This window comes from Microbacterium sp. NPDC080005 (assembly GCF_040702445.1).
Taxonomy (GTDB): domain Bacteria; phylum Actinomycetota; class Actinomycetes; order Actinomycetales; family Microbacteriaceae; genus Microbacterium; species Microbacterium oleivorans_D.
This window is the reverse complement of sequence record NZ_JBFBLD010000002.1, coordinates 975565-996094: the sequence shown is the minus strand read 5'-3', so window position 1 is coordinate 996094 and position 20530 is coordinate 975565. Positions and strand designations below refer to the sequence as shown.

Here is a 20530-nt window from a genome sequence, read left to right as displayed (position 1 = left end):
CGACCGATGAGCGACACCCCTCCCCCCTACGGAGCGGCCGGCGGACTCGTCCGCGTCTACCCCGCGCGCGTCCTCGAGCGGCCGACCCCCGGACTCGTCTGGCTGCACGGCGGCGGGTTCGCCGCCGGCGACATCGACATGCCCGAGGCCGACCATGTCGCACGGACGTTGGCGGATGCCGGGACCACGGTCATCTCCGTCGACTACCGCCTCGCGCCCCTGCCGGACGGGTGGGAGCCCCCTCTCGCCGAGCCCGGGCGCGAGCGCGCGGGGTTCCCCGCGGCATCCGACGACACGCTCGCGGTGTGGGACTGGCTCCACGCCGAGGCGGCCACCCTCGGGGTGGACCCCGCGCGACTCGCGATCGGCGGGGCCAGCGCAGGAGCGAACATCGCGACCGGCGCCGTGCTGCGTCTCATCGCGAACGACCGGGCACTCCCGGCGCTCGTGCTGCTCGCGTACCCGACGCTCCTCGCCGAGCAGCCGTCGCCCGACGCCGCGCTGCGTGCGGCGCTCGATGCGGACCCGGACGCGGACCGGTTCGGCCCTGCGGTCGTGCTCGGCATGTACGAGAACTATCTCGGCGGATCCATCGTGGGCGCGCCCACGGCGGCAGTCCCGGGCCTCGCGACGGCGGACGAGCTCGCCGAGTTCCCGCCGACGCTCATCGTCGCGGGCGACATCGACGAGCTGCGCGTCTCGAGCGAGCACTTCGCCCGCACGCTGGCCGCCGCCGGCCGCGAGGTCGAGCACGTCATCGAGCCGGGCACCGGGCACGGCCACCTGAACCGTCCGGAGGAGGGGGATGCCGCATCCCTCACCCTCGCCCGCTTCGCCGCGCGCCTCGCGGCGCTGGGTTCGTGAGCCGCGCGGCAGCGATCGCCGCCGTCGACCTGGGGGCCACGAGCGGTCGCGTCATCGTCGGCCGCGTCGGCGCCGACACGCTCGAGACGACGACGGTGGCGCGCTTCGCCAACGATCCGGTTCGCCTGCCCGACGGGCTGCACTGGAACCTGCTCGGTCTGTACGGATCGGTTCTGGACGGGTTGCGCGAAGCCCTGCGCGGCGACGCGGGCGTCACCAGCATCGGCGTGGACTCGTGGGCCGTCGACTACGGCCTCGTCGCGAAGGCCCGCCTGCTCGGCGAGCCCTTCCACTACCGCGACGAGCGGACCGTGCGGGGTGTCGAGGCGGTCCACGCGAGCCACCCGCACGCGGCCCTGTTCGCCCGGAACGGTCTGCAGTTCCTGCCGTTCAACACGCTCTACCAGCTCGCCGCCGAAGACCGCGACCTCCTCGACCTCGCCGATCACGCCCTGCTCATCCCCGACCTCATCGGGTTCTGGCTCACGGGACAGGCGCGCACGGAGCGCACGAACGCGTCGACGACGGGGCTCCTCCGCGCCGACACGGGCGAGTGGGATGCCGATCTGATCGCCGCGCTGGGCCTGTCGCCGAGCCTCCTCGCGCCGCTGGTCTCCCCCGGCGAGACGATCGGCGAGCTGTCGGCGCATGTCGCCGCGACCCTGGGCACCCAGGCCTCGGTCACTGCCGTCGGGTCGCACGACACGGCATCCGCCGTCGTCGCGGTGCCGATGTCCTCCGGCGATGCGGCCTACATCTCCTGCGGCACGTGGGGTCTAGTCGGGGTCGAGGCCCCGCGCCCCGTGCTGACCGATGCGGCGCGCGAGGCGAAGTTCACGAACGAGGGCGGTGTGGACGGCCGCATCCGCCTGCTGCGCAACGTCATGGGGCTGTGGATCCTCAGCGAGACGGTCCGCGGCTGGCAGCGCGAGGGCGAGACGATCGACCTCGGCGACCTGCTCGACGCCGCGGCCTCGGTGACGGGGCCGGTCTCGGTGTTCGACGTCGACGACCCCCGCTTCCTCCCCCCGGGCGACATGCCCGCCCGCATCGCCGCCTGGTGCGCCGAGCACGGCGTCGCCGCTCCGCATAGCCGCGCCGAGATCACCCGCAGCATCATCGAGTCGCTCGCGCAGGCGTTCGCCGACGTGGCGCACGAGGCCGGACGCGTCGGCGGGGTCGATGTGCGGGTGATCCATGTGGTCGGCGGCGGGGCGCTCAACGAGTTGCTGTGCCAACGCACCGCCGACCGTGCGGGGGTTCCCGTGCTGGCCGGGCCGGTCGAGGCGACAGCGCTCGGGAACATCCTCGTGCAGGCTCGGGCCGCCGGCCTCGTGACCGGCTCTCTCGAGGCGCTCCGCGACCTCGTCGCCCGCACTCACAGACCCCGCCGGTACGAGCCGCGCGGCGGCTGAGCCGCCGCGACCCGCGCCAGTGCACACGGCGCAGCGGCTCTGTCGCCGCCCGCCCCTAGGCTGAAAACCATGGCCGCGCAGACCTTGAACCGCGAGATCCTGCGCCTGGCCGTGCCCGCGCTGGGCGCGCTGGTGGCCGAGCCGATGTTCTTGATCGTGGATGCCGCACTCATCGGCCACCTCGGCGTCGTGCCGCTCGCGGGGCTCGGGATCGCGAGCGCCGTGCTGCAGACGATCGTCGGCCTCATGATCTTCCTGGCTTATTCGACCACCCCCGCCGTGGCCCGCCGGTTCGGCGCCGGCGACAGCAAGAGCGCGGTCAGCGTGGGCATCGACGGCTTGTGGCTGGCGCTCGGCCTCGGCGCACTCCTCGCCCTGGCCGGCACACTCGCGACGCCCTGGCTCGTCGACCTCTTCGGGCCCAGCAGAGAGGTGGCCGAGCAGGCCGTCACCTACCTCGCGCTGTCGATGTGGGGCTTGCCCGCCATGCTCATCGTCTTCGCCGCGACTGGACTTCTCCGCGGCATGCAGGACACGGTCACCCCGCTGTGGATCGCGGGCCTCGGCTTCGGTGCGAACGCCCTGTTGAACTGGCTGTTCATCTACGGGTTCGGGTGGGGCATCGCCGGTTCCGCCGCCGGCACGGTCGCCGCGCAGTGGGGCATGGTCGCCGCCTACGCCGTCATGATCGGACGGCTCGCGCGGCGGCACTCGGCATCCGTCCTGCCCCAGCGCGAGGGCGTGCGCGGATCGGCACGGTCGGGCGGGTGGCTGTTCCTGCGGACGGTCTCCCTCCGCGCCGCGCTGCTCGCGACCGTCGGCGTCGCCACGGGACTCGGCACCGACGAGCTCGCCGGGTGGCAGGTCGCGTTCACGATCTTCTCGACGGCGGCGTTCGCCCTCGACGCGCTCGCGATCGCCGCACAGGCCCTGATCGGACGCGGTCTCGGCGCCGGGGACGAACTGTTCGTGCGGCGCGTGCTCGGCCGGACGGTCGCGTGGGGCGCCTGGTTCGGCGTCATCGTCGGCGCCCTCATCGCGGGTCTGTCGGGGGTGATCGGACTCGCCTTCACCGGCGATCCGGAACTGGCCGCACTGATCCAGCCGGCGCTCCTCGTGCTCGCGATCGCCCAGCCGATCTGCGGTGTCGTCTTCGTCCTCGACGGTGTGCTCATGGGGGCCGGCGACGCGAAGTATCTCGCGATCGCCGGCGGCCTCAACCTCGTGCCGTACCTGCCGGTGCTGCTCATCCTCATCGCCGTACACCCGGCCGGGGCGGGCGGGCTCGCCTGGCTCGCCGCGTGCTTCTTCGGCGTCTACATGCTCGCGCGCCTCGCGACGCTCGGCTGGCGGGTGCGCCGCGCCGAGTGGCTGACCGTCGCGGTGTGACGTCACCCCCCGCCCCCCAGCCTCCCGACGGATGCACGACCCGGATCCGCCCTGCTGGTCGTCGGTCGAACCGACGCCACCTACACCGTCGACCTCACGATCGAGGACCGACCCGGCCGAGTATCAGGCGTAGCGGCGGCACCACTCGTACATGACGACCGCCGCCGCGGCCGAGGCGTTGATCGACCGGGTCGACCCGTACTGGGTGATCTCCACGACGCCGGATGCCGCGGCCAGCGCCTCGGGCGACAGCCCGGGACCCTCCTGCCCGAACAGCAGCACGCAGCGCTCCGGCAGGTCCGCACGGTCGACCGGCTCCGACCCGTCGACGTTGTCGATGGCGAGGATCGGGAGCCCGGCGGCATCCGCCCATGCGGCGAAAGCCGCGACGTCCTCGTGGTGACGGACGTGCTGGTACCGGTCGGTCACCATCGCGCCGCGCCGGTTCCAGCGCCGTTTGCCGATGATGTGCACCTCGGCCGCGCCGAACGCGTTCGCGCTGCGGACGATCGAGCCGATGTTCATGTCGTGCTGCCAGTTCTCGATCGCGACGTGGAACGGATGCCGCTTCTCGTCGAGGTCCGCCACGATCGCCGTCATCGTCCAGTAGCGATATCGGTCGATCACGTTGCGGCGATCGCCGTGCTCGAGGAGGTCGCGGTCGTAGCGCGGATCGTCTGGCCAGGCGTCCGGACCGCCCGGCCAGGGCCCGACGCCCACCGGGAGCTGCGGCTCCGCGTCGGCGGCGTCGGTCGGATCGGGCACCGGTCCAGGCTAGTCCGGACGGCGACCCTCACGAGGTCGTCAATCTTTCGGTACGCCGAAAGATCCTGCTAGCGTTTTCGGTATGCCGAAAACCGCCGTCGCCCCGACCCCCGCACGTGCACGCACCCGCGCGGCGTGGCTGCTGGGACCAGCGCTCGTCGCGGGCGTCGCGTACCTGGACCCCGGCAACGTCGCGAGCAACATGACCGCCGGCGCTCGCTACGGCTACCTGCTCGTCTGGGTCGTCGTTCTCGGCAACGTCATGGCCTGGCTGATCCAATACCTCTCGGCCAAGCTCGGCATCGTCACCGGGCAGAGCCTGCCCGAGGTGCTCGGCACCCGCATCCGCAGCAACACCGCGCGCCGCGCCTACTGGCTGCAGGCCGAGCTCGTCGCCATGGCGACCGACGTCGCCGAGATCATCGGCGGCGCCGTCGCCCTCTGGCTGCTGTTCGGCGTCCCGCTCGTGTGGGGCGGCCTCATCACCGGCGCGGTCTCGATCGCGCTCCTGCTCATCCAGTCGCGTCGCGGCGCGCGCAGCTTCGAGTTCGTCATCATCGGCCTGATGGCGATCATCGCCCTCGGCTTCACCTACGGCGTCTTCGTCGGACCACCCGAGGCCACCGGCGTCGTGGAAGGACTGATCCCCCGCTTCGACGGCACGGACTCGGTGCTGCTGGCGGCATCCATCCTCGGCGCAACGATCATGCCGCACGCGATCTACGCGCACAGCTCGCTCGCCCGCGACCGGTTCCGGCCCACCGAGGACCGCACCAAGACGGATGCCGCGGCCGCCGACGCGTCCATCGACACCCGCCGGGTGCTGCGCGCCACGCGCTGGGACGTCACGATCGCCCTCGCGATCGCCGGCTCGGTGAACCTCTGCATCCTGCTGCTGGCGGCGGCGAACCTCTCCGGCGTGCCCGGCACCGACAGTCTCGAGGGCGCCTACGCGGCCCTGCAGAACGGCATCGGGCCGGTCGTCGCGACCCTGTTCGCCGTCGGCTTGCTCGCGAGCGGACTCGCCAGCAGCGCCGTCGGCGCGTACGCCGGCGCCGAGATCATGCACGGACTGCTGCGCGTGCGCATCCCCCTCCTCGCGCGCCGCCTCGTGACACTGGTGCCGGCGCTCGCGGTGCTGGCCCTCGGCGTCGACCCGACGTTCGCGCTGATCCTCAGCCAGGTCATCCTGAGCTTCGGCATCCCGTTCGCCCTCATCCCGCTCGTCGCGCTCACCGCGAAGCGCGACCTGCTCGGCAGCTACCGGAACCGCGTGTGGACGACGATCGCCGGCATCCTCGCCTCGATCTTCCTCGTGACGCTCAATGGTCTGCTGCTCGGGCTGACCCTTTCCGGCGGATAGCCTGAGGACCGTGCCCGCCTCCGCGTCCACGGTCGACGACTACCTGAAGACGATCTACCACCACACCGAGTGGCAGACCGATCCCGTGACCCCCTCCGTGCTCGCCGCCGAACTCGGACTCGCGCCGTCATCCGTCACGGAGATGATCAAGAAGCTCGCCGCGCAGGGCCTCGTGTCGCACCGTCCCTACGGCCCGATCTCGCTGACGGATGCCGGGACCTCCCGCGCGACCGCGGTGATCCGCCGGCACCGCCTCATCGAGACGTGGCTGGTGCGCGAGTTCGGCTACGCGTGGGACGAGGTGCACGACGAGGCCGAGGTGCTCGAGCACACGATCAGCGACCGCCTCCTCGCCGGCATCGACGCCCGCCTCGGCCACCCGCGCTTCGACCCGCACGGCGACGCCATCCCCGGTCCGGACGGCAGCGTCGAACGGGAGCCGTTCGTCCTCCTCGCCGAGGCGACGATCGGGCACACCGGGCGGGTGCTGCGCGTCTCGGACCGCGACCCCGCACTGCTGCGCTCGCTCGAGGAGCTCCGCATCGACGTCGGCCACACCGTGAAGATCACGGGCCGGGATGCCGTGCAGCTCGACGGCGGTGCGACGATCGAACTGCCGCCCGCCGCGGCTCAGGCGGTCTGGCTGACCGCCTGAGGTCAGTTCGCGCTCTTGCCGGGGCGCCGCAGCGCCGCCCGGACCCAGAACTCCAGGCGGGAGTGCTCGGCGTCGAGCGCGATCCGCAGCCAGCTCAGCCCCATGGACCGCTCGCCCATGTGCGCGCGTGACGCATCGGGTTCTGCCAGCAGCGCGGCATCCTCGTCATCGCGCACCCGTACGAGCAGTGACTCGCCCGTGAAGACCGCGACGGCCATGGAGTCGTCGACCATGAGCGCGACGGCCCCGAACATCGCGATCTCACGCACGGCGCGGTCCCCGATGATGGCGCGCGCCTCGTCGAGGACCTCGCGCACCTCGGGCCTCGCCCGCGCCGTGTCAGCCATGTGCCATCCCTACCGCCCCGAGCCCGGCAGAGCAAGCACGGCCGCACCGGCGACGCGGCTCAGCGCAGGCGCAGCCGGCGGCCCTTCAGATACGGCCACTCGGTGCGCGTCGCGTGCTCGGCGTAGTGCCACATGCGGGCTCCGACGTCGGGATCGATCGCGATGCGCGGCCCGCGCTGGCGCACCGGCGCCCCGGTGTAGGTGCGCGCCGGACCCCAGTACTGGCCGCCGTCCGCATCCGGGTCGACGAGCGCCCGCACGGGAGCCCACGCGCCGCGCTCCTTCGACTGCGCGACCGCCGCCTGCAGCCCGCCGAGCAGACGCTTACGGCGGGACGGTGCGCTGACGCCCGCGATCCTCCGGGTTCGTCCGCCGAGCGAGTAGCCGGGGTGCGCGACGAGGCTCTGGACGGGGACGGATGCCGCGCGCAGCCGACGGTCCGCTTCGAACCCGAGTGCGGCGGTCGCCACCTTGGACTGCACGTACGCCCGCCACGGCGTGTAGTCGTGGACGAGCTCCGGGTCGATGGGATCCCATGGGAAGAGCGTCGTCGCGACAGATCCGAGCCACACCATGCGACCGCGCGCGGCGGCGAGCGCGGGCAGCAGCGCCCCGGCGAGCGCGTAGTGCCCGAGGGCGTTCGTGGCGATGACGAGCTCGTGCCCGTCACGGGTCACCTCGCGCTCCTTCGGGGGATGGACGATGCCCGCGTTGAAGAGGGCACCATGCAGTCCGACTCGTCCGCGGACGGTCGCGGCCGCGGCACGGACCGAGCCGAGATTGCTCGTGTCGAGGGCGAGGGTCTCGAGGTCGGCATCCGGCACCTGGGCGAGGACCGCGGCCCGGGCACGGGACAGCCGAGAGGGGTTACGGGCCGTCATGACGACGTGAGCGCCGGCGGCGGCGAGCTGCAGGCAGCAGAAGAATCCGACGCCCGTGTTCGACCCGGTGACGAGGTAGCGACGGCCGCTCAGATCGGGCAGATCGTCCGGGTCCCAGTCATCGCGCGCCACATCCTCGACCCTACGCGCGGGCGTCTGTGAGCGACATCCTCTTGCGCGAGCCCCCACGGGACCTGTCGTGCAAGAGTGGACGCATGAACGACCTCGAGCAGAACCTGCTGTACAGCGTCGTCGGGCTGACGATGCTGACCTCGCTCGTGATCATCATCGTCCGCGCCTTCCGGCGGCGCGGCGACGACCGGCGCGACCGCAAGCCGTGGGACGACCTCGAGCCCAAGTGAGCCGCCCGCTCGGGTGACTACTGCGGCGCCAGTCCCAGATCGTCGAGGTCGATCGCGGCGAGCCAGGTGAGACCCTCGGCCTCGACCGCGGCCTGAGCGCCGGTCTTGCGGTCGACGATGACGGCGACGGCGACCGGCTCCGCACCCTCGCGGCGCAGCGCCTCGACGGCCTTCAGCGCCGACTGTCCGGTGGTCGAGGTGTCCTCGACGACGATCACGCGCTTGCCCGCGACATCCGCTCCCTCGACCTGGCGGCCGCGGCCGTGGTCCTTGGGCTCCTTGCGGACGACGAACGCGTCGAGCGGGGCGTCGGTGCGCGCCGACTCATGCATGACGGCGTTGGCGATCGGGTCGGCGCCGAGGGTGAGTCCGCCGACGGCGACGATGCCGTCGACGTCGCGGATGAGGTCGAGCATGATGCGTCCGATCGCGGGGGCCGCACGGTGGTCGAGCGTCAGCTTGCGCATGTCGACGTAGTACGACGCCTTCTTGCCGCTCGACAGGGTGAAGTCGCCGTGGAAGACGGCCTCCTCCTGGATGAGCGAGATGAGGCGCTGGCGGTCGGCTTCGAGTTCGGGCGTGGAGGCGACGGTCACGGCACCGAGTCTACGACCGGCGGCGTCCGACGCCCGATCTAGGCTGGGAACCATGCGGCTTGCCACCTGGAACGTCAACTCGATCCGCGCGCGCGTCGTGCGCACCGTCGACTTCGCCGTACGCGAGAACATCGACGTGCTCGCGATGCAGGAGATCAAGTGCAAGCCCGAGCAGTTCCCCTATGAGGCGTTCGAAGAGGCCGGGTACCACGTCGAGGCGCACGGTCTGAACCAGTGGAACGGCGTCGCGATCGCGAGCCGAGAGCCCCTCACCGAGGTCGAGTACGCCTTCCCCGACATGCCCGGGTTCCTGAAGGGACACGAGGGCCCGGATGCCCCGCAGGAGGCGCGGGCACTGGGCGCGACGATCGACGGGGTCAAGGTCTGGAGCCTCTACGTCCCCAACGGCCGCGGCCTCGACGACCCCCACTTCCAGTACAAGCTGCACTGGCTCGAGGCGCTCCGCGCCTACGCCCAGTCTTCGCTCGCCGCGCAGCCCGACCTGCCGCTGGCGCTCGTGGGCGACTTCAACATCGCTCCGACGGATGCCGACAACGGCGACCCGACGGTGGTCGAGGGAGTGACGACACACGTCTCCCCCGAGGAGCGCGCCGCGTTCCAGTCCCTGCTCGACGCGGGTCTGACCGACACGGTCCGTCCGCTCGTCCCGACGGGCTACACCTACTGGGACTACAAGCAGCTGCGCTTCCCGCGCAACGAGGGGCTGCGCATCGACTTCATCCTGGGCTCGGCGGCCTTCGCCGACGGAGTGGTCGGGGCCTCCATCCACCGCGACGAGCGCAAGGGCGAGATCCCGAGCGACCACGTCCCCGTCGTCGTCGACCTCGAGCTCGGGGGCGAGGACGAGGACGACGACCGTCCGATGATCTTCTGACGACGCGGCGAACGGTCGTCGGTCTCCCCCGCACGACGGATGCCGCGCCGCATCCGCCCCTCTAGCGTGGGGAGCATGCCCGATTCGACGCTCCGCCGCGCCGTCACCGCGACCGAACGGCGTCACGACGCCTGGCTCGCCGCCGGGATGCTGGTCGCCGGCCTGATCAGCACCGCGCTCGGCACGGTCTCGAACATCTACGGGGGCAACCCGCCGGCTCTGCACTGGGCGCTGCTCTACGCCGTCGCGATCACCGCGCCCCTCGCGCTCCGGCGCCGGTTTCCGAACACGGTGCTCATCGGCGTCTCGGTGGCCTTCTTCGTCGGGATGTCGGCGGGCATCCCCGAGGTGTACGTCGGCAACGTCGCGCTCTTCATCGCGATGTACACGGTCGGGGCCTGGGTCGCCGACCGCCGGCGCGCAGCGCTCGTGCGGATCCTGCTCATCGTCGCGATGTTCGTGTGGTTGCTGGTCACGATGTTCCAGTCGGCGGCATCCGATGACGGATTCTCGCAGGAGGGCCCCTTCTCGCCGTTCGCGGCGTTCGCGCTCATCCAGTTCCTCGTGAACGTCGCCTTCTTCGGGGGCGCCTACCTCTTCGGCGAGCGCGCCTACACCGGGGCGATGGAGCGCGCCGCCCTCGAGGAGCGCACCGCGGAACTCGAGGTCGAGCGCGAGCGCACGGCCGCACAGGCGGTCGCCCTCGACCGGGTGCGCATCGCGCGCGAGCTGCACGACGTCGTCGCCCACCACGTGTCGGCGATGGGGGTGCAGGCGGGCGCGGCGCGCACGGTGTTCGAGCAGAACCCGGATGCCGCTCGCACCGCCCTGACCGGTATCGAGTCCTCCGCCCGGGAGGCCCTGACCGAACTGCGGCAGCTGCTCGAGACGCTCCGCACGCCCGACACCGACGCCCCTGACGCCGACGCGCTCGGCGGGTCGACGCTGCGCCTCGATGCCCTGCCCGCCCTCGTCGCGCACGCGAACGAGAACGGCCTGCCGACGACGCTGTCGGTCGTGGGCGCGGCGACGCCGACGTCGAATCTCGTGCAGGTGAACCTGTACCGCATCGCGCAGGAGGCGCTGACCAACGCTCGGCGCCACGGCGGCCCCGGCGCGACCGCGGACGTGCGCCTGCGCTACGCCGACGACGCGGTCGAGCTCGAGGTCTCGAACACGGGCCGCGCACCGATCTCGGGACGGGCCGGCCTCGGGCTCGTCGGCATGCGCGAACGGGCCGCATCCTCCGGAGGAACGCTCGAGGCACGCGCGCGCGACCGCGGCGGCTTCCTCGTGCGCGCACGCGTGCCGCTGACGCAGGCGGTGCCCGCATGATCCGCGTGCTGCTGGTCGACGATCACGCCGTGATGCGGGCGGGGTTCCGCATGATCCTCGAGGCCGCGGGCGACATCGAGGTCGTGGGTGAGGCGGGCGACGGCGATGCCGCGGTGGTCGCAGCCCGCGAGTTGCGCCCGGATGTGATCTGCATGGACGTGCAGATGCCCGGGATGGACGGACTCGAGGCGACGCGGCAGATCGTGGCGGATGCGGGGACCCCGGCATCCGTCGTCATCGTGACGACCTTCGACCGCGACGACTATCTCTTCCAGGCGCTGTCCGCGGGCGCGAGCGGGTTCCTGCTCAAGAACGCCGGGCCCGAGGAGCTCACGAACGCCGTGCGGGTCGCCCACTCCGGCGACGCGCTGCTCGCGCCGTCCGTCACCCGCCGCGTGATCGAGCGGTTCGCGCAGACGGAGAGGGAGCCGCTCCCCCGTGAGACGGATGCCGCGCCCGCCCTGCCGGTCGAGCTCACCGAGCGCGAGGCCGAAGTGCTGCGTCTGCTCGCGCGGGCGATGAGCAACGGCGAGATCGCGCAGCACCTCTTCATCGGCGAGGCGACGGTCAAGACCCACGTGTCGAACGTGCTCCAGAAGCTCGGCGCCCGCGATCGCGTGGCCGCCGTGGTCTGGGCCTATCGGCACGGCCTGGCCTGACGCGCAGACGCGAAACGGCCCCGCCCGAGTCGGGGCGGGGCCGTTCCCGTCGAAGCGCGGGTCAGACGCCCGCGGGCACCTTCGCGTAGCGGTCGATGAGGTCGCCGAAGGCCTCCAGGTAGCCGGTGAGGAAGCCCGCGGTCTCGTCGCTCGTGACCTCGCCGTCCTCGCCGAACAGGCCGGGCGTGCTCTGCACGTAGCCTTCGGGCTGTCCGAGCGTCGGGGCGTTGAAGTGGCTGAGGATGGCCTTCAGGTGCTGCTGGGCGGCGGCGGTGCCGATACCGCTGCCCGACGTGCCGATCACGGCGGTGGGCTTGAGGTTGAAGGCGTTGTGACCATAGGGACGAGCGGCCCAGTCCAGCGCGTTCTTCAGCACGCCGGGGATCGAGCGGCTGTACTCGGGGGTCACGATGATGACGCCATCGACGTCCGCGATCGCCTGCTTGAAGTCGACGGCCGCCTGCGGGAAGTCCGCGTCGTGGTCGACCGAGTAGAACGGCAGGTCCTTGATCGGGATCTCGACCAACGTGGTGCCTTCGGGAGCGAGACGCTCGAGCGCCTTGGCGAGGCGGCGGTTGATCGACGTCGACGAGATGCTGCCGACGATGTAGCCGATGGTGCGGTTCGTCATGGGTCCTCCAGAAAAAGTCGAAACGGATGCCGTTCGGCACCGTGTGAGTCAACGAGCCGTCCGGGGTTCCTATTCCTGTGAATGCAATCTGACGTCACGGTCCCCCTTGCGGTGGGCCTGCGGGATCACCCGCCCGGGGGAGGTCTGCGGCATCCGATCTTCCTAACGTGGGACACGTGCCACCGCCGGTGGCGCATGGATCACAGGAGGAACGGATGCTGCAGCTACGCGGGATCACCAAGAGCTACGGCTCGCGGCGGGTGCTCGACGACGTCGCGTTCGACGTCGCGCCCGGCCGCCTGACCGGGTTCGTCGGCGGGAACGGTGCCGGCAAGACCACCACGATGCGCATCATGCTCGGCGTGCTCGGTCGCGACAGCGGCGAGGTCACGCTGAACGGCGCGCCCGTCACGACCGCCGACCGCCGTCGCTTCGGCTACATGCCCGAGGAGCGAGGCCTGTATCCGAAGATGAAGGTGCTCGAGCACATCGTCTACCTCGCGCGGCTGCACGGGTTCTCGAAGGCGGATGCCACGACCCGCGCGACGGCTCTGCTCGAGGAACTCGGGCTCGGTGAACGCCTCGAGGACAACGTCGAGACGCTGTCGCTCGGCAATCAGCAGCGCGCGCAGATCGCGGCGGCCCTCGTGCACGACCCGGAGGTGCTGATCCTCGACGAACCGTTCTCCGGACTCGACCCGCTCGCGGTCGACGTCGTCGCCGACGTCCTGCAGGTCCGCGCGGCCCGCGGTGTGTCGGTGCTCTTCTCGTCGCATCAGCTCGACGTCGTCGAGCGGCTGTGCGACGACCTCGTCATCATCGCCGGGGGCACGATCCGCGCCGCCGGCACCCGCGAGGGTCTGCGCGCCGAGCACGCCTCGCGGCGCTTCGAGCTCGTCTCCGCGACCGACGCGGGCTGGCTCCGCGACGAGCCCGGCATCGAAGTCGTCGACTTCGACGGCGGGTACGCGGTGTTCGAAGCCGACTCGGACGAGACCGTGCAGCGGGTTCTGCAGCGCGCGGTCGCGGCCGGCGCCGTCACGAGCTTCGCCCCCCGTCGCCCCACCCTCGCCCAGATCTTCACGGAGGTCATCCAGTGAACACGTCACCGTCCTTCGGCCAGAGCGTCTGGCTCGTCACCGAGCGCGAGATCGGCTCGAAGCTGCGCTCGAAGTCGTTCATCATCTCCACCGTCGTCATGTTCGTCATCGTGCTCGCCGCCGTCCTGTGGGCGGGCTTCACTGCGCAGAGCGACAACCGCACCCCGATCGCGGTGACCGCCGACACCGCGTCCGTCATCGCCGATCCCGACGCCTTCGATGTGACGGATGCCGCGACCGCCGACGAGGCGCGCGACCTCGTCCGCGACGGCACGGTCGACGCGGCCGTCGTCCCCGGTGGCGCCGAGCCGCTCGGGTACACGGTCGTCTTCGACGAGCAGGTGTCGAACAGCCTGCTGCAGCAGCTCAGCATCGCGCCCGAGGTCGAGATCCTGGAGCCGGCGGGCACCGACGGCTTCCTTCGCTACATCATCGCCATCGCCTTCGGCGGTGTGTTCTTCGCCGCGGCCCTCACCTTCGGGACGACGATCGCCACGAGCGTCGTCGAGGAGAAGCAGACCCGCGTGGTCGAGCTGCTGATCTCGGCGATCCCGACCCGCGCTCTCCTGGCGGGGAAGGTGCTCGGCAACACCGTGCTCGCGATGGGGCAGATCGTCGGGATCGCCGCGGTCGCGATCATCGGACTCACGGTGACGGGTCAGGACTTCCTGATCGCGGGGCTCGGCGGCCCGATCGCGTGGTTCGCGGTGTTCTTCCTGTTCGGCTTCGTGCTGCTGGCCGCACTGTTCGCGGCGGCAGGGGCGATGGTCTCGCGGCAGGAGGACATCGGCCCCTCGATCACGCCGCTGACCTACATCGTGATGGCGCCGTACTTCCTCGTGATCTTCTTCAACGACAACCCCGTCGTGCTGACGATCATGTCGTACGTGCCGTTCTCGGCCCCGGTCGGGATGCCGGTGCGCATCTTCGTCGGCGAGGCGCAGTGGTGGGAGCCGCTGCTGGCCCTCGTGGTGATGCTCGCCGCGTGCGTCGGGGCGATCCTGGTGGGCGCGAAGATCTACGAGAACTCGCTCCTGCGCATGGGGGCGCGCGTCAAGCTGCGCGAGGCCCTGTCGCGCTGAGCCGCAGCATCCGCTGAACCGCTCCGTCCGCATACGCGGCGGGGCGGTTCAGTTCTTTCCTGAGTTCCCCTTGCCCGGCTTGTCGGGCTTGCCCGGCTTCTCGGGCTTGTCCTGCTTGCCGGGTCCCTTGTCGTCCGCGGGCGTGTCGTCCGTGACCGGGTCGTCCGTGACCGGGTCGTCGACAGTCGTGACCGTAGGGGTGGGGGTCGGTGCCTGCTCGGTCGGACTCACCTGAACGGTGCTCGCCGGCGTCGGCTCGGTCTGCGCGGGATCGGTCGTGCCCGACTGCTGCCCGCCGACGAGCGACGCGGCCCAGATGCTGGCACCGGCGATGAGCGCGACCGCGGCGACCGCCAGCCCGATGACGAGCGGACGCCGCGACCGTCGAGGACGCTCTTCCTGGGCGGATGCCGGCGCCGCCGAGGCGAAGGCGACCGTCGCCGCGGTCGGATAGCGGCGCGTCGGGGCGTCACCGTCCGCGCGGGCGGCCGCGGGCTCGAGCAGTGTCGGGGCGTCGTCCTCCACCGGTGTGTCGGCTCGCGTCACCTCCGGATCGCCGGCGGCGATGATCGGGATGCCCGCGGCCACCGCCGCACGCACCGGCGGGAGCGGCGGGGCGCCGTCGACCGGGGCGGTGCGCAGTCGCTCGGCCGCCTCGACGACCTCCAGCGCGGTCGGCCGTTCCTGCGGCGTCGTGGCGGTCATCCGCGACAGGAGGGACGTCCATCCCGGGCCGAGCGCGTCGGGGATGGCGGGCGGCGTCGTCAGGCGCGCGAGCGCCGCGCCCACCCCGTCGGTGTGCGGGTAGGCGCGCTCGCCGGTCAGCGCTTCGAGCAGCACGAGCCCGAGTGCGTAGATGTCGGCCGGAGGCGCCGGGTCGCCGCCCTGGACCTGCTCGGGCGCGAGGTACGCGGCCGTGCCGATGATCGTGCCGGGCGTCGTCAGCCGAGCGCTGTCGAGGAGCAGCGCGATGCCGAAGTCGGCGAGCTTGGCCCGCGACCGCCCGCCGGGGAGGTGCGGCGGGGCGAGCAGCACGTTCGAGGGCTTCATGTCGCGGTGCACGACGCCCGAGGCGTGGACGATGTGAAGAGCCTCGGCCAGTTCCGCAGCGAGCGCGGCGACCTCGGCCGGGGGCATCGGCCCCTCGGCGATGCGGGCGCTCAGCGTCGGCCCGTCGACGAACTCCATCACGAGGTACTCGGGCGAGCCGGTCAGGTGGGCGTCGAAGAGCGTGACGAGGGAGGGGTGGTTCAGCGAGGCGAGCAGCGTCACTTCGCTCCGCGCCCGCTCGGGCATGCCCGCGGCTCCTTCGACGCCGGGTCGCAGCACCTTGACGGCGACGGTGCGTCCGAGTGCGGTGTCATCGGCGCGGAAGACGCGCGCCATGCCGCCCTGACCGACCTGCGCGGTCAGTCGGTATCGCTCCGCCAGCGTGTCGCCGACGAGCGGCTCGGGTGCGTCCGTCATCGTCTCCTCCTCCGCCCGGGTCGGCGGCGTCGTCCACGACGTTACCCCGGGCACCCACTCGGTGCAGGGCACTTGACGAGGTGACTAGGTCCGGTGCGCGGCTCGTCCGACGTGCCCGGCGAGCGCGTCGGCGGCACCGACGAGGGCGAGATGCGAGAGCGCCTGAGGGGTGTTGCCGATGTGACGCCCGGTGGCGGGGTCGTACTCCTCCGAGAGCAGGCCGACGTCGTTGGCGACAGCGCACAGCCGGTCCATGAGACGCGTCGCGTCGTCGAGGCGCCCGGTCGCCGCGTACTGCTCGACGAGCCAGAACGAGCACGCGAGGAAGGGGTGCTCGTCGCCCGGCAGCCCGTCGGTGCCGGCGTCGGTCCGGTAGCGCATGACGAAGCCGTCGCGGAGCAGGTCGCGCTCGATCCGGGCGACGGTCGCGAGCATGTGCGGGTCGTCGGCCGCGCAGAACCCGACGAGCGGCAGGAGCAGCAGGGAGGCGTCGACCTCGTCGGTGGTGTCGTGCTGCGTGAAGTGGCCGTCCGCGGCATCCACTCCGGTGCTGTCGATCTCGGCGCGGACGCGGTCGCGCAGCCGTGCCCAGGTGTCCGCGTCGCCGTCGAGGCCCTGCTCGCGGACCGCCCGGACGCCGCGATCGAGCGCGGCCCACACCATGGCCCGCGAATGGGTGAAGTGGTGCAGGTCGCCGCGCATCTCCCAGATGCCGTGATCGGGACGGTCGACCCACTCCACCACCTGCGCGAGCAACGCCCGCTGCAGCGACCAGGACGACGGCGTCTCGGCGACGCCCGCCAGGCGCGCCGCCTCGAGAGCGACGAGCACCTCGCCGATCACGTCGCCCTGATACTGGTCCACCGCGCCGTTGCCGATGCGGACGGGGGCGGAGCCGTCGTACCCGGGCAGGCTCATCAGCTCGCGTTCGGGCAGGTCGCGCTCGCCACCGAGGCCGTACATGATCTGCACGTCGGCGGGGTCCCCGGCGACCGCGCGCAGCAGCCATCCGCGCCAGCGTTCGGCCGCGCGGGTGTACCCGTGGGCCAGATAGGCCTCGAGTGTGAGTGCGGCGTCGCGAAGCCACACGAAGCGGTAGTCCCAGTTGCGCGACCCGCCGGGGTCCTCGGGGAGCGAGGTCGTCGCGGCCGCGACGATCCCGCCGGTGTCGGGATGCGTGAGGGCGCGCAGCACGAGCATCGAGCGCATCACGTGCTCCGCCCACCGGCCGTGCCCCTCGACCCCAGACGCCCAGTCGGTCCACCAGCCGCGCGTGCGTGCCAGCACGGCATCGACGTCCCGGGCGACCGGATGGGGGTGGTACGACCGGTCCCACGCGAGCACCGAGTCGACCGTCGCACCCGCCGCGACCGTGAACACTCCCCGGTGCGTCGTCCCGTCGGGGCGCAGTCGCGGCCCGCGGACGACGACGGCGTCGGGGCCGGCGACCGCAAGGAGCACCGCAGCGGCGTCGTCGTCACCGATCTGACGCACCCACGGCAGGGCCCGCGCGTAGTCGAAGCGCAGGCGCAGCTCACTCTCGAAGCCGACGGAGCCCTCGACCCCGACGACCCGGCGCACCACGGCGTCCTCGTCCATGGGCATGAACTCGATCACCTCGGCGACGCCGGTCGACGTCTTCCACGTGGTGACGAGCACGAAGGTGTCGCCGTCGTACCGCCGCGTCGCGGTCGCGTCGGGGTCCGTGGGTCGAACGCTCCACCGGCCGTGATCCTCGTCACCGAGCAACGCACCGAAGATCGACGCCGCGTCGTACCGAGGCAGGCAGAGCCAGTCGATGCTCCCGGCATCCGACACCAGCGCCGCCGTCCGACAGTTGCTGAGCAGGGCATAGGACTCGATCGGGGCAGGCATCGTCGTCATTGTGGCCCCGCCGTCGGGCTGGGGCAAGAGATAGCTCCCGCCTCGGATCGGCATCCATCCTCGGGCTAGGGTGACGCGCATGACGGCGGACACGACCCTGCTCATCCTCGGCGCCTCGGGCGACCTGACCTCGCGCCTGCTCCTGCCGGCGCTCGGGCAGCTGCTCGCGCGCGAGCCCGACCGCAGCGTCCGCCTCGCGGGTGCGGGCGTCGAGGAGTGGACCGACGACGCGTGGCGCGAGACCGTCCGGAAGGCGTTCGCGACGACCGATTCCGAGTCCGCGTTCGACCGCCTCTCCGACACGACCTACACGCAGGCGGACATCACCGACACCGCGCAGCTGCAGGAGCTGCTGGATGCGGCCGAGGGTCGCCCCGCACTGTATTTCGCCGTCCCTCCCGCCGTCGCCGCGAAGGCGTGCGAGGCACTGCGGTCGGTCACGATCCCCGAGGGCACGATCCTCGCGCTCGAGAAGCCGTTCGGGTCGGATGCCGCGAGCGCCGAACGACTCAACGCGACCCTCGCCGACCTCGTCCCCGAGGGACAGGTGTTCCGCGTCGACCACTTTCTCGGCCGGTCGACCGTCCTCAACCTGCTCGGCGTGCGTTTCGCGAACCGCCTCATCGAACCGGCGTGGTCGGCCGATCACATCGCCTCGATCCTCGTGCAGTTCGACGAGCCGCTGGGGCTCGAGGGCCGCGCCGGCTACTACGACAAAGCGGGGGCGCTCACCGACATGATCCAGAGCCACCTGCTCCAGGTGATGGCGTTCGTGACGATGGAGCCCCCGGCATCCCTCGACGAACGCGATCTCCGCGACGCGACCGGCGCCGCTCTGCGTGCGACGGCGGTGTGGGGAGACGACCCGGTCGCCTCATCGCGACGGGCGCGATACACCGCGGGCTCGGTCGACGGTCGCGAGTTCCCGTCCTACGTCGATGAGCCCGGAGTCGACCCGGCGCGCGAGACCGAGACGCTCGCCGAGATGACGGTCGAGGTGCGCAACGCGCGGTGGCAGGGAGTGCCGATCAATTTGCGCTCGGGCAAGGCCCTGGGGCACGCCGAGGCGAAGGTCGAGGTGCGCTTCCATCCGGTGCGCCACCTCCCCCGCGGGTTCACCGGCGACCCCGGACCCACGGTGCTCTGCTTCTCGCTCGGCCCCGACTCGATCTCGCTCGAGCTCAACGTCAACGGCGAGGCGGACCCCCTCGAGCTCGAGCGGGCGACGCTCGAAGCCCACCTCGGCGCGGGAGCGCTGAAGGCGTATGCCGAGGTGCTCTCGGGCATCCTCGACGGCGACGCGATGCTCTCGGTGCGCGGCGACGCGGCCGTCGACTGCTGGCACATCGTGCAGCCCGTGATCGACGCGTGGCGGGACGGCCGCGTACCGCTCGACGACTACGCGGCCGGCACGTCCGGGCCGGTGGACTGGCCGACCTCCTGACGCGGGCGACGCCGACCCGGTGCGGGCGGTGGTGGAATAGAGGGATGCCGAGCCGCACCGCCGCCACCGACGCCCCCATCCTCGACGTGCTCACCGAGCGCTGGAGCACGCGCATCTTCGACGCGTCCGCGCCGATCGACGAGGAGGCACTGCAGTCCGCCCTCGAGGCCGCGCGGTGGTCGCCGTCGGCGTCGAACACGCAGCCGTGGCGGTTCATCGTGGCGCGGCGGGGGTCGGCATCCCACACTGCCGTCGTCGACAGCCTCATGGGGTTCAACCGCTCCTGGGCGGCGGACGCCGCGGCGCTCGTCGTCTTCGTCGCGACCACCGAGCAGGACGGGAAGGCGCTGCGCTGGGCCGCCTACGATGTCGGTCAGGCCGCCGCGCACTTCACCGTGCAGGCGCACGCCGACGGCCTCGGGACGCACCAGATGGGCGGCTTCCACGCGGACCGCATCGCGGAGTCGTTCGGGCTCGGCGGCGACCAGCGCGCGCTGACCGTCATGGCGGTCGGCCCGTTGGGCGACCCCGACGCGGCATCGGAAGAGCTGCGCGCCCGAGAGGACGCCCCCCGGGAGCGTCGCCCGATCGCCGAGTCGCTGCTCGTCGACGACTGATCCGGCGCGGCGGACGTCGATTCGGCCCGCATCCCTCCGTTTGTTGGTTGAGTGATCCCGATGGACGACGACGAGGCCGCCGAGCTCGCCCGACTGCGCGAGCGCGCCTACGGGCGCACCCCCGACATCGCGGGCGACACCGCCGCGCTGGCGCGCCTGCGCGAGCTCGAGGAGCGTGCCCTGCGGGGCGCGACGATGGAACAGGTCGTCGACGACCCTGCGCTCCCCGTCGAGGATGCGACCGTCGAGGATTCCGAGGTGGCGACGGCGCTTCCGGTCGAGCCGCCTCGGCGAGCGCCGCGGTGGGTGCTCCTCGTCGGAGCCACGGTCGCGGCGGTGGTGCTTATCGCGGCGACGGTCGCGATCACGCGGGCGGTTCCCGAGGAGAAGACGCGCTACCCCGGCGCCGAGCGGGTCACGACACTCGCCGTCATCGACGGCGGAGGCGCGCAGGCGAACGCCTCGGCCGGGCGCCGGTACGCTGACTTCCGCGGCTACTCGGTGTTCGCCTTCACGGCGACGAGCCCCGACCGGCCGAACGCCGAGTGCATGAGCATCGTGAGCCCGCAGGAGTCGGCGGACGAATCCCTGTCCACGTGCGGCGCCGCGCCGTTCCCGGTCACCGTGACCACGGTGGTCAGCGAGCAGAGTCCGGATGCCGCGCGCACCTCGTACCGCTCCGGCACCGTCATCAACTTCACCCTCACGAACGCCGGGGTCGAGGTCTGGGTCGCAGAACGCTGAGCGCGGAGCACCCGCCCGCACGCCCGTGCGCCGCT

General features: G+C 71.9%; 21 protein-coding genes. 14 read left to right on the top strand and 7 right to left on the bottom strand.

The window, feature by feature from the left end; translation table 11 throughout:
- The first annotated feature begins 6 nt into the window (after positions 1-6).
- The 3 genes from AB0259_RS11680 to AB0259_RS11670 all read left to right on the top strand — a co-directional run bounded on the left by AB0259_RS11680 (position 7) and on the right by AB0259_RS11670 (position 3668).
- A complete protein-coding gene (locus AB0259_RS11680; protein WP_366221532.1) occupies positions 7-864 on the top strand; it encodes an alpha/beta hydrolase fold domain-containing protein in 858 nt (285 codons plus the stop codon).
- Positions 861-2279, top strand: a complete 1419-nt coding sequence (locus AB0259_RS11675) for a rhamnulokinase family protein (RefSeq protein WP_366221536.1) — start codon at positions 861-863, stop codon at positions 2277-2279. Before AB0259_RS11680 ends, AB0259_RS11675 begins: the two co-directional genes overlap by 4 nt.
- Positions 2280-2348: 69 nt before the next feature.
- Positions 2349-3668, top strand: a complete 1320-nt coding sequence (locus AB0259_RS11670) for an MATE family efflux transporter (RefSeq protein WP_366221538.1) — start codon at positions 2349-2351, stop codon at positions 3666-3668.
- A gap of 123 nt (positions 3669-3791) precedes the next feature.
- On the opposite strand, the gene AB0259_RS11665 is transcribed toward AB0259_RS11670, so the two are convergent.
- Positions 3792-4433 (bottom strand): RNA methyltransferase, encoded by a 642-nt coding sequence (locus tag AB0259_RS11665; protein ID WP_366221540.1) that lies wholly within the window; start codon positions 4431-4433, stop codon positions 3792-3794.
- Positions 4434-4515: 82 nt separating this feature from the next.
- Between AB0259_RS11665 and AB0259_RS11660 the strand changes: the two genes are divergently transcribed.
- Together AB0259_RS11660 and AB0259_RS11655 are read left to right on the top strand one after the other, a co-directional pair.
- The gene (locus AB0259_RS11660; protein ID WP_366221542.1) at positions 4516-5796 is read left to right on the top strand and encodes an Nramp family divalent metal transporter; all 1281 of its coding nucleotides are present in this window, start codon (positions 4516-4518) and stop codon (positions 5794-5796) included.
- Between the two features lie 10 nt (positions 5797-5806).
- The gene (locus AB0259_RS11655; protein WP_366221543.1) at positions 5807-6451 is read left to right on the top strand and encodes a metal-dependent transcriptional regulator; all 645 of its coding nucleotides are present in this window, start codon (positions 5807-5809) and stop codon (positions 6449-6451) included.
- Positions 6452-6453: 2 nt separating this feature from the next.
- Here AB0259_RS11655 and AB0259_RS11650 read toward each other — a convergent pair whose 3' ends face one another.
- On the bottom strand, positions 6454-6798 hold the full coding sequence (locus AB0259_RS11650) for a TfoX/Sxy family protein (protein WP_366221545.1): 345 nt from the start codon (positions 6796-6798) through the stop codon (positions 6454-6456).
- 59 nt (positions 6799-6857) lie between these two features.
- Positions 6858-7811: an SDR family NAD(P)-dependent oxidoreductase gene (locus AB0259_RS11645; RefSeq protein WP_366221546.1), complete on the bottom strand. Its 954-nt coding sequence runs from the start codon at positions 7809-7811 to the stop codon at positions 6858-6860.
- An 83-nt stretch (positions 7812-7894) separates the two neighbouring features.
- On the opposite strand from AB0259_RS11645, the gene AB0259_RS11640 reads away from it, so the two are divergent.
- A complete protein-coding gene (locus AB0259_RS11640; RefSeq protein WP_251583282.1) occupies positions 7895-8041 on the top strand; it encodes a hypothetical protein in 147 nt (48 codons plus the stop codon).
- Positions 8042-8058: 17 nt separating this feature from the next.
- Here AB0259_RS11640 and pyrE read toward each other — a convergent pair whose 3' ends face one another.
- Positions 8059-8637, bottom strand: a complete 579-nt coding sequence (gene pyrE / locus AB0259_RS11635; protein WP_251583284.1) for an orotate phosphoribosyltransferase — start codon at positions 8635-8637, stop codon at positions 8059-8061.
- A gap of 52 nt (positions 8638-8689) precedes the next feature.
- Here pyrE and AB0259_RS11630 point away from each other — a divergent pair, with 52 nt between their 5' ends.
- The 3 genes from AB0259_RS11630 to AB0259_RS11620 all read left to right on the top strand — a co-directional run bounded on the left by AB0259_RS11630 (position 8690) and on the right by AB0259_RS11620 (position 11526).
- The gene (locus AB0259_RS11630) at positions 8690-9532 is read left to right on the top strand and encodes an exodeoxyribonuclease III (RefSeq protein WP_251583293.1); all 843 of its coding nucleotides are present in this window, start codon (positions 8690-8692) and stop codon (positions 9530-9532) included.
- Between the two features lie 75 nt (positions 9533-9607).
- Positions 9608-10867 carry a sensor histidine kinase gene (locus tag AB0259_RS11625; RefSeq protein WP_366221549.1) on the top strand — a complete coding sequence of 420 codons (1260 nt, stop codon included), beginning with the start codon at positions 9608-9610 and terminating at the stop codon, positions 10865-10867.
- Entirely contained in the window at positions 10864-11526 is a 663-nt protein-coding gene (locus tag AB0259_RS11620) for a response regulator transcription factor (RefSeq protein ID WP_251583297.1), read from the top strand. The genes AB0259_RS11625 and AB0259_RS11620 overlap by 4 nt, the downstream gene beginning before the upstream one ends.
- 61 nt (positions 11527-11587) lie before the next feature.
- Here the strand turns inward: AB0259_RS11620 and AB0259_RS11615 are convergent, their stop codons facing one another.
- On the bottom strand, positions 11588-12157 hold the full coding sequence (locus AB0259_RS11615; protein WP_251583299.1) for an NADPH-dependent FMN reductase: 570 nt from the start codon (positions 12155-12157) through the stop codon (positions 11588-11590).
- Between the two features lie 215 nt (positions 12158-12372).
- Here AB0259_RS11615 and AB0259_RS11610 point away from each other — a divergent pair, with 215 nt between their 5' ends.
- Together AB0259_RS11610 and AB0259_RS11605 are read left to right on the top strand one after the other, a co-directional pair.
- Positions 12373-13257 carry an ATP-binding cassette domain-containing protein gene (locus tag AB0259_RS11610; RefSeq protein ID WP_251583302.1) on the top strand — a complete coding sequence of 295 codons (885 nt, stop codon included), beginning with the start codon at positions 12373-12375 and terminating at the stop codon, positions 13255-13257.
- Complete coding sequence (locus AB0259_RS11605) at positions 13254-14339, top strand: ABC transporter permease (RefSeq protein WP_251583304.1); 1086 nt, start codon at positions 13254-13256, stop codon at positions 14337-14339. The genes AB0259_RS11610 and AB0259_RS11605 overlap by 4 nt, the downstream gene beginning before the upstream one ends.
- 48 nt (positions 14340-14387) lie before the next feature.
- Here AB0259_RS11605 and AB0259_RS11600 read toward each other — a convergent pair whose 3' ends face one another.
- Entirely contained in the window at positions 14388-15806 is a 1419-nt protein-coding gene (locus AB0259_RS11600) for a serine/threonine-protein kinase (protein ID WP_366221552.1), read from the bottom strand.
- 84 nt (positions 15807-15890) lie between these two features.
- Positions 15891-17690, bottom strand: coding sequence for a glycoside hydrolase family 15 protein (locus tag AB0259_RS11595; protein WP_366221554.1), 1800 nt, complete (start codon positions 17688-17690; stop codon positions 15891-15893).
- A 79-nt stretch (positions 17691-17769) separates the two neighbouring features.
- Between AB0259_RS11595 and AB0259_RS11590 the strand changes: the two genes are divergently transcribed.
- The 3 genes from AB0259_RS11590 to AB0259_RS11580 are packed head-to-tail and all read left to right on the top strand — an operon-like array spanning position 17770 to position 20495.
- Entirely contained in the window at positions 17770-19134 is a 1365-nt protein-coding gene (locus AB0259_RS11590) for a glucose-6-phosphate dehydrogenase (RefSeq protein ID WP_366221556.1), read from the top strand.
- Between the two features lie 44 nt (positions 19135-19178).
- Entirely contained in the window at positions 19179-19751 is a 573-nt protein-coding gene (locus AB0259_RS11585; protein ID WP_366221558.1) for a nitroreductase family protein, read from the top strand.
- 60 nt (positions 19752-19811) lie between these two features.
- Positions 19812-20495, top strand: a complete 684-nt coding sequence (locus tag AB0259_RS11580; RefSeq protein ID WP_366221559.1) for a hypothetical protein — start codon at positions 19812-19814, stop codon at positions 20493-20495.
- Positions 20496-20530: the final 35 nt, after the last annotated feature.

Coding starts and splice junctions, on each gene's coding strand:
- AB0259_RS11680 (WP_366221532.1), top strand. CDS start 7: ATGAGCGACACCCCTCCCCCCTACGGAGCGGCCGGCGGACTCGTCCGC.
- AB0259_RS11670 (WP_366221538.1), top strand. CDS start 2,349: ATGGCCGCGCAGACCTTGAACCGCGAGATCCTGCGCCTGGCCGTGCCC.
- AB0259_RS11660 (WP_366221542.1), top strand. CDS start 4,516: ATGCCGAAAACCGCCGTCGCCCCGACCCCCGCACGTGCACGCACCCGC.
- AB0259_RS11650 (WP_366221545.1), bottom strand. CDS start 6,798: ATGGCTGACACGGCGCGGGCGAGGCCCGAGGTGCGCGAGGTCCTCGAC.
- AB0259_RS11640 (WP_251583282.1), top strand. CDS start 7,895: ATGAACGACCTCGAGCAGAACCTGCTGTACAGCGTCGTCGGGCTGACG.
- AB0259_RS11630 (WP_251583293.1), top strand. CDS start 8,690: ATGCGGCTTGCCACCTGGAACGTCAACTCGATCCGCGCGCGCGTCGTG.
- AB0259_RS11625 (WP_366221549.1), top strand. CDS start 9,608: ATGCCCGATTCGACGCTCCGCCGCGCCGTCACCGCGACCGAACGGCGT.
- AB0259_RS11620 (WP_251583297.1), top strand. CDS start 10,864: ATGATCCGCGTGCTGCTGGTCGACGATCACGCCGTGATGCGGGCGGGG.
- AB0259_RS11615 (WP_251583299.1), bottom strand. CDS start 12,157: ATGACGAACCGCACCATCGGCTACATCGTCGGCAGCATCTCGTCGACG.
- AB0259_RS11610 (WP_251583302.1), top strand. CDS start 12,373: ATGCTGCAGCTACGCGGGATCACCAAGAGCTACGGCTCGCGGCGGGTG.
- AB0259_RS11600 (WP_366221552.1), bottom strand. CDS start 15,806: ATGACGGACGCACCCGAGCCGCTCGTCGGCGACACGCTGGCGGAGCGA.
- AB0259_RS11595 (WP_366221554.1), bottom strand. CDS start 17,690: ATGACGACGATGCCTGCCCCGATCGAGTCCTATGCCCTGCTCAGCAAC.
- AB0259_RS11590 (WP_366221556.1), top strand. CDS start 17,770: ATGACGGCGGACACGACCCTGCTCATCCTCGGCGCCTCGGGCGACCTG.
- AB0259_RS11585 (WP_366221558.1), top strand. CDS start 19,179: ATGCCGAGCCGCACCGCCGCCACCGACGCCCCCATCCTCGACGTGCTC.
- AB0259_RS11580 (WP_366221559.1), top strand. CDS start 19,812: ATGGACGACGACGAGGCCGCCGAGCTCGCCCGACTGCGCGAGCGCGCC.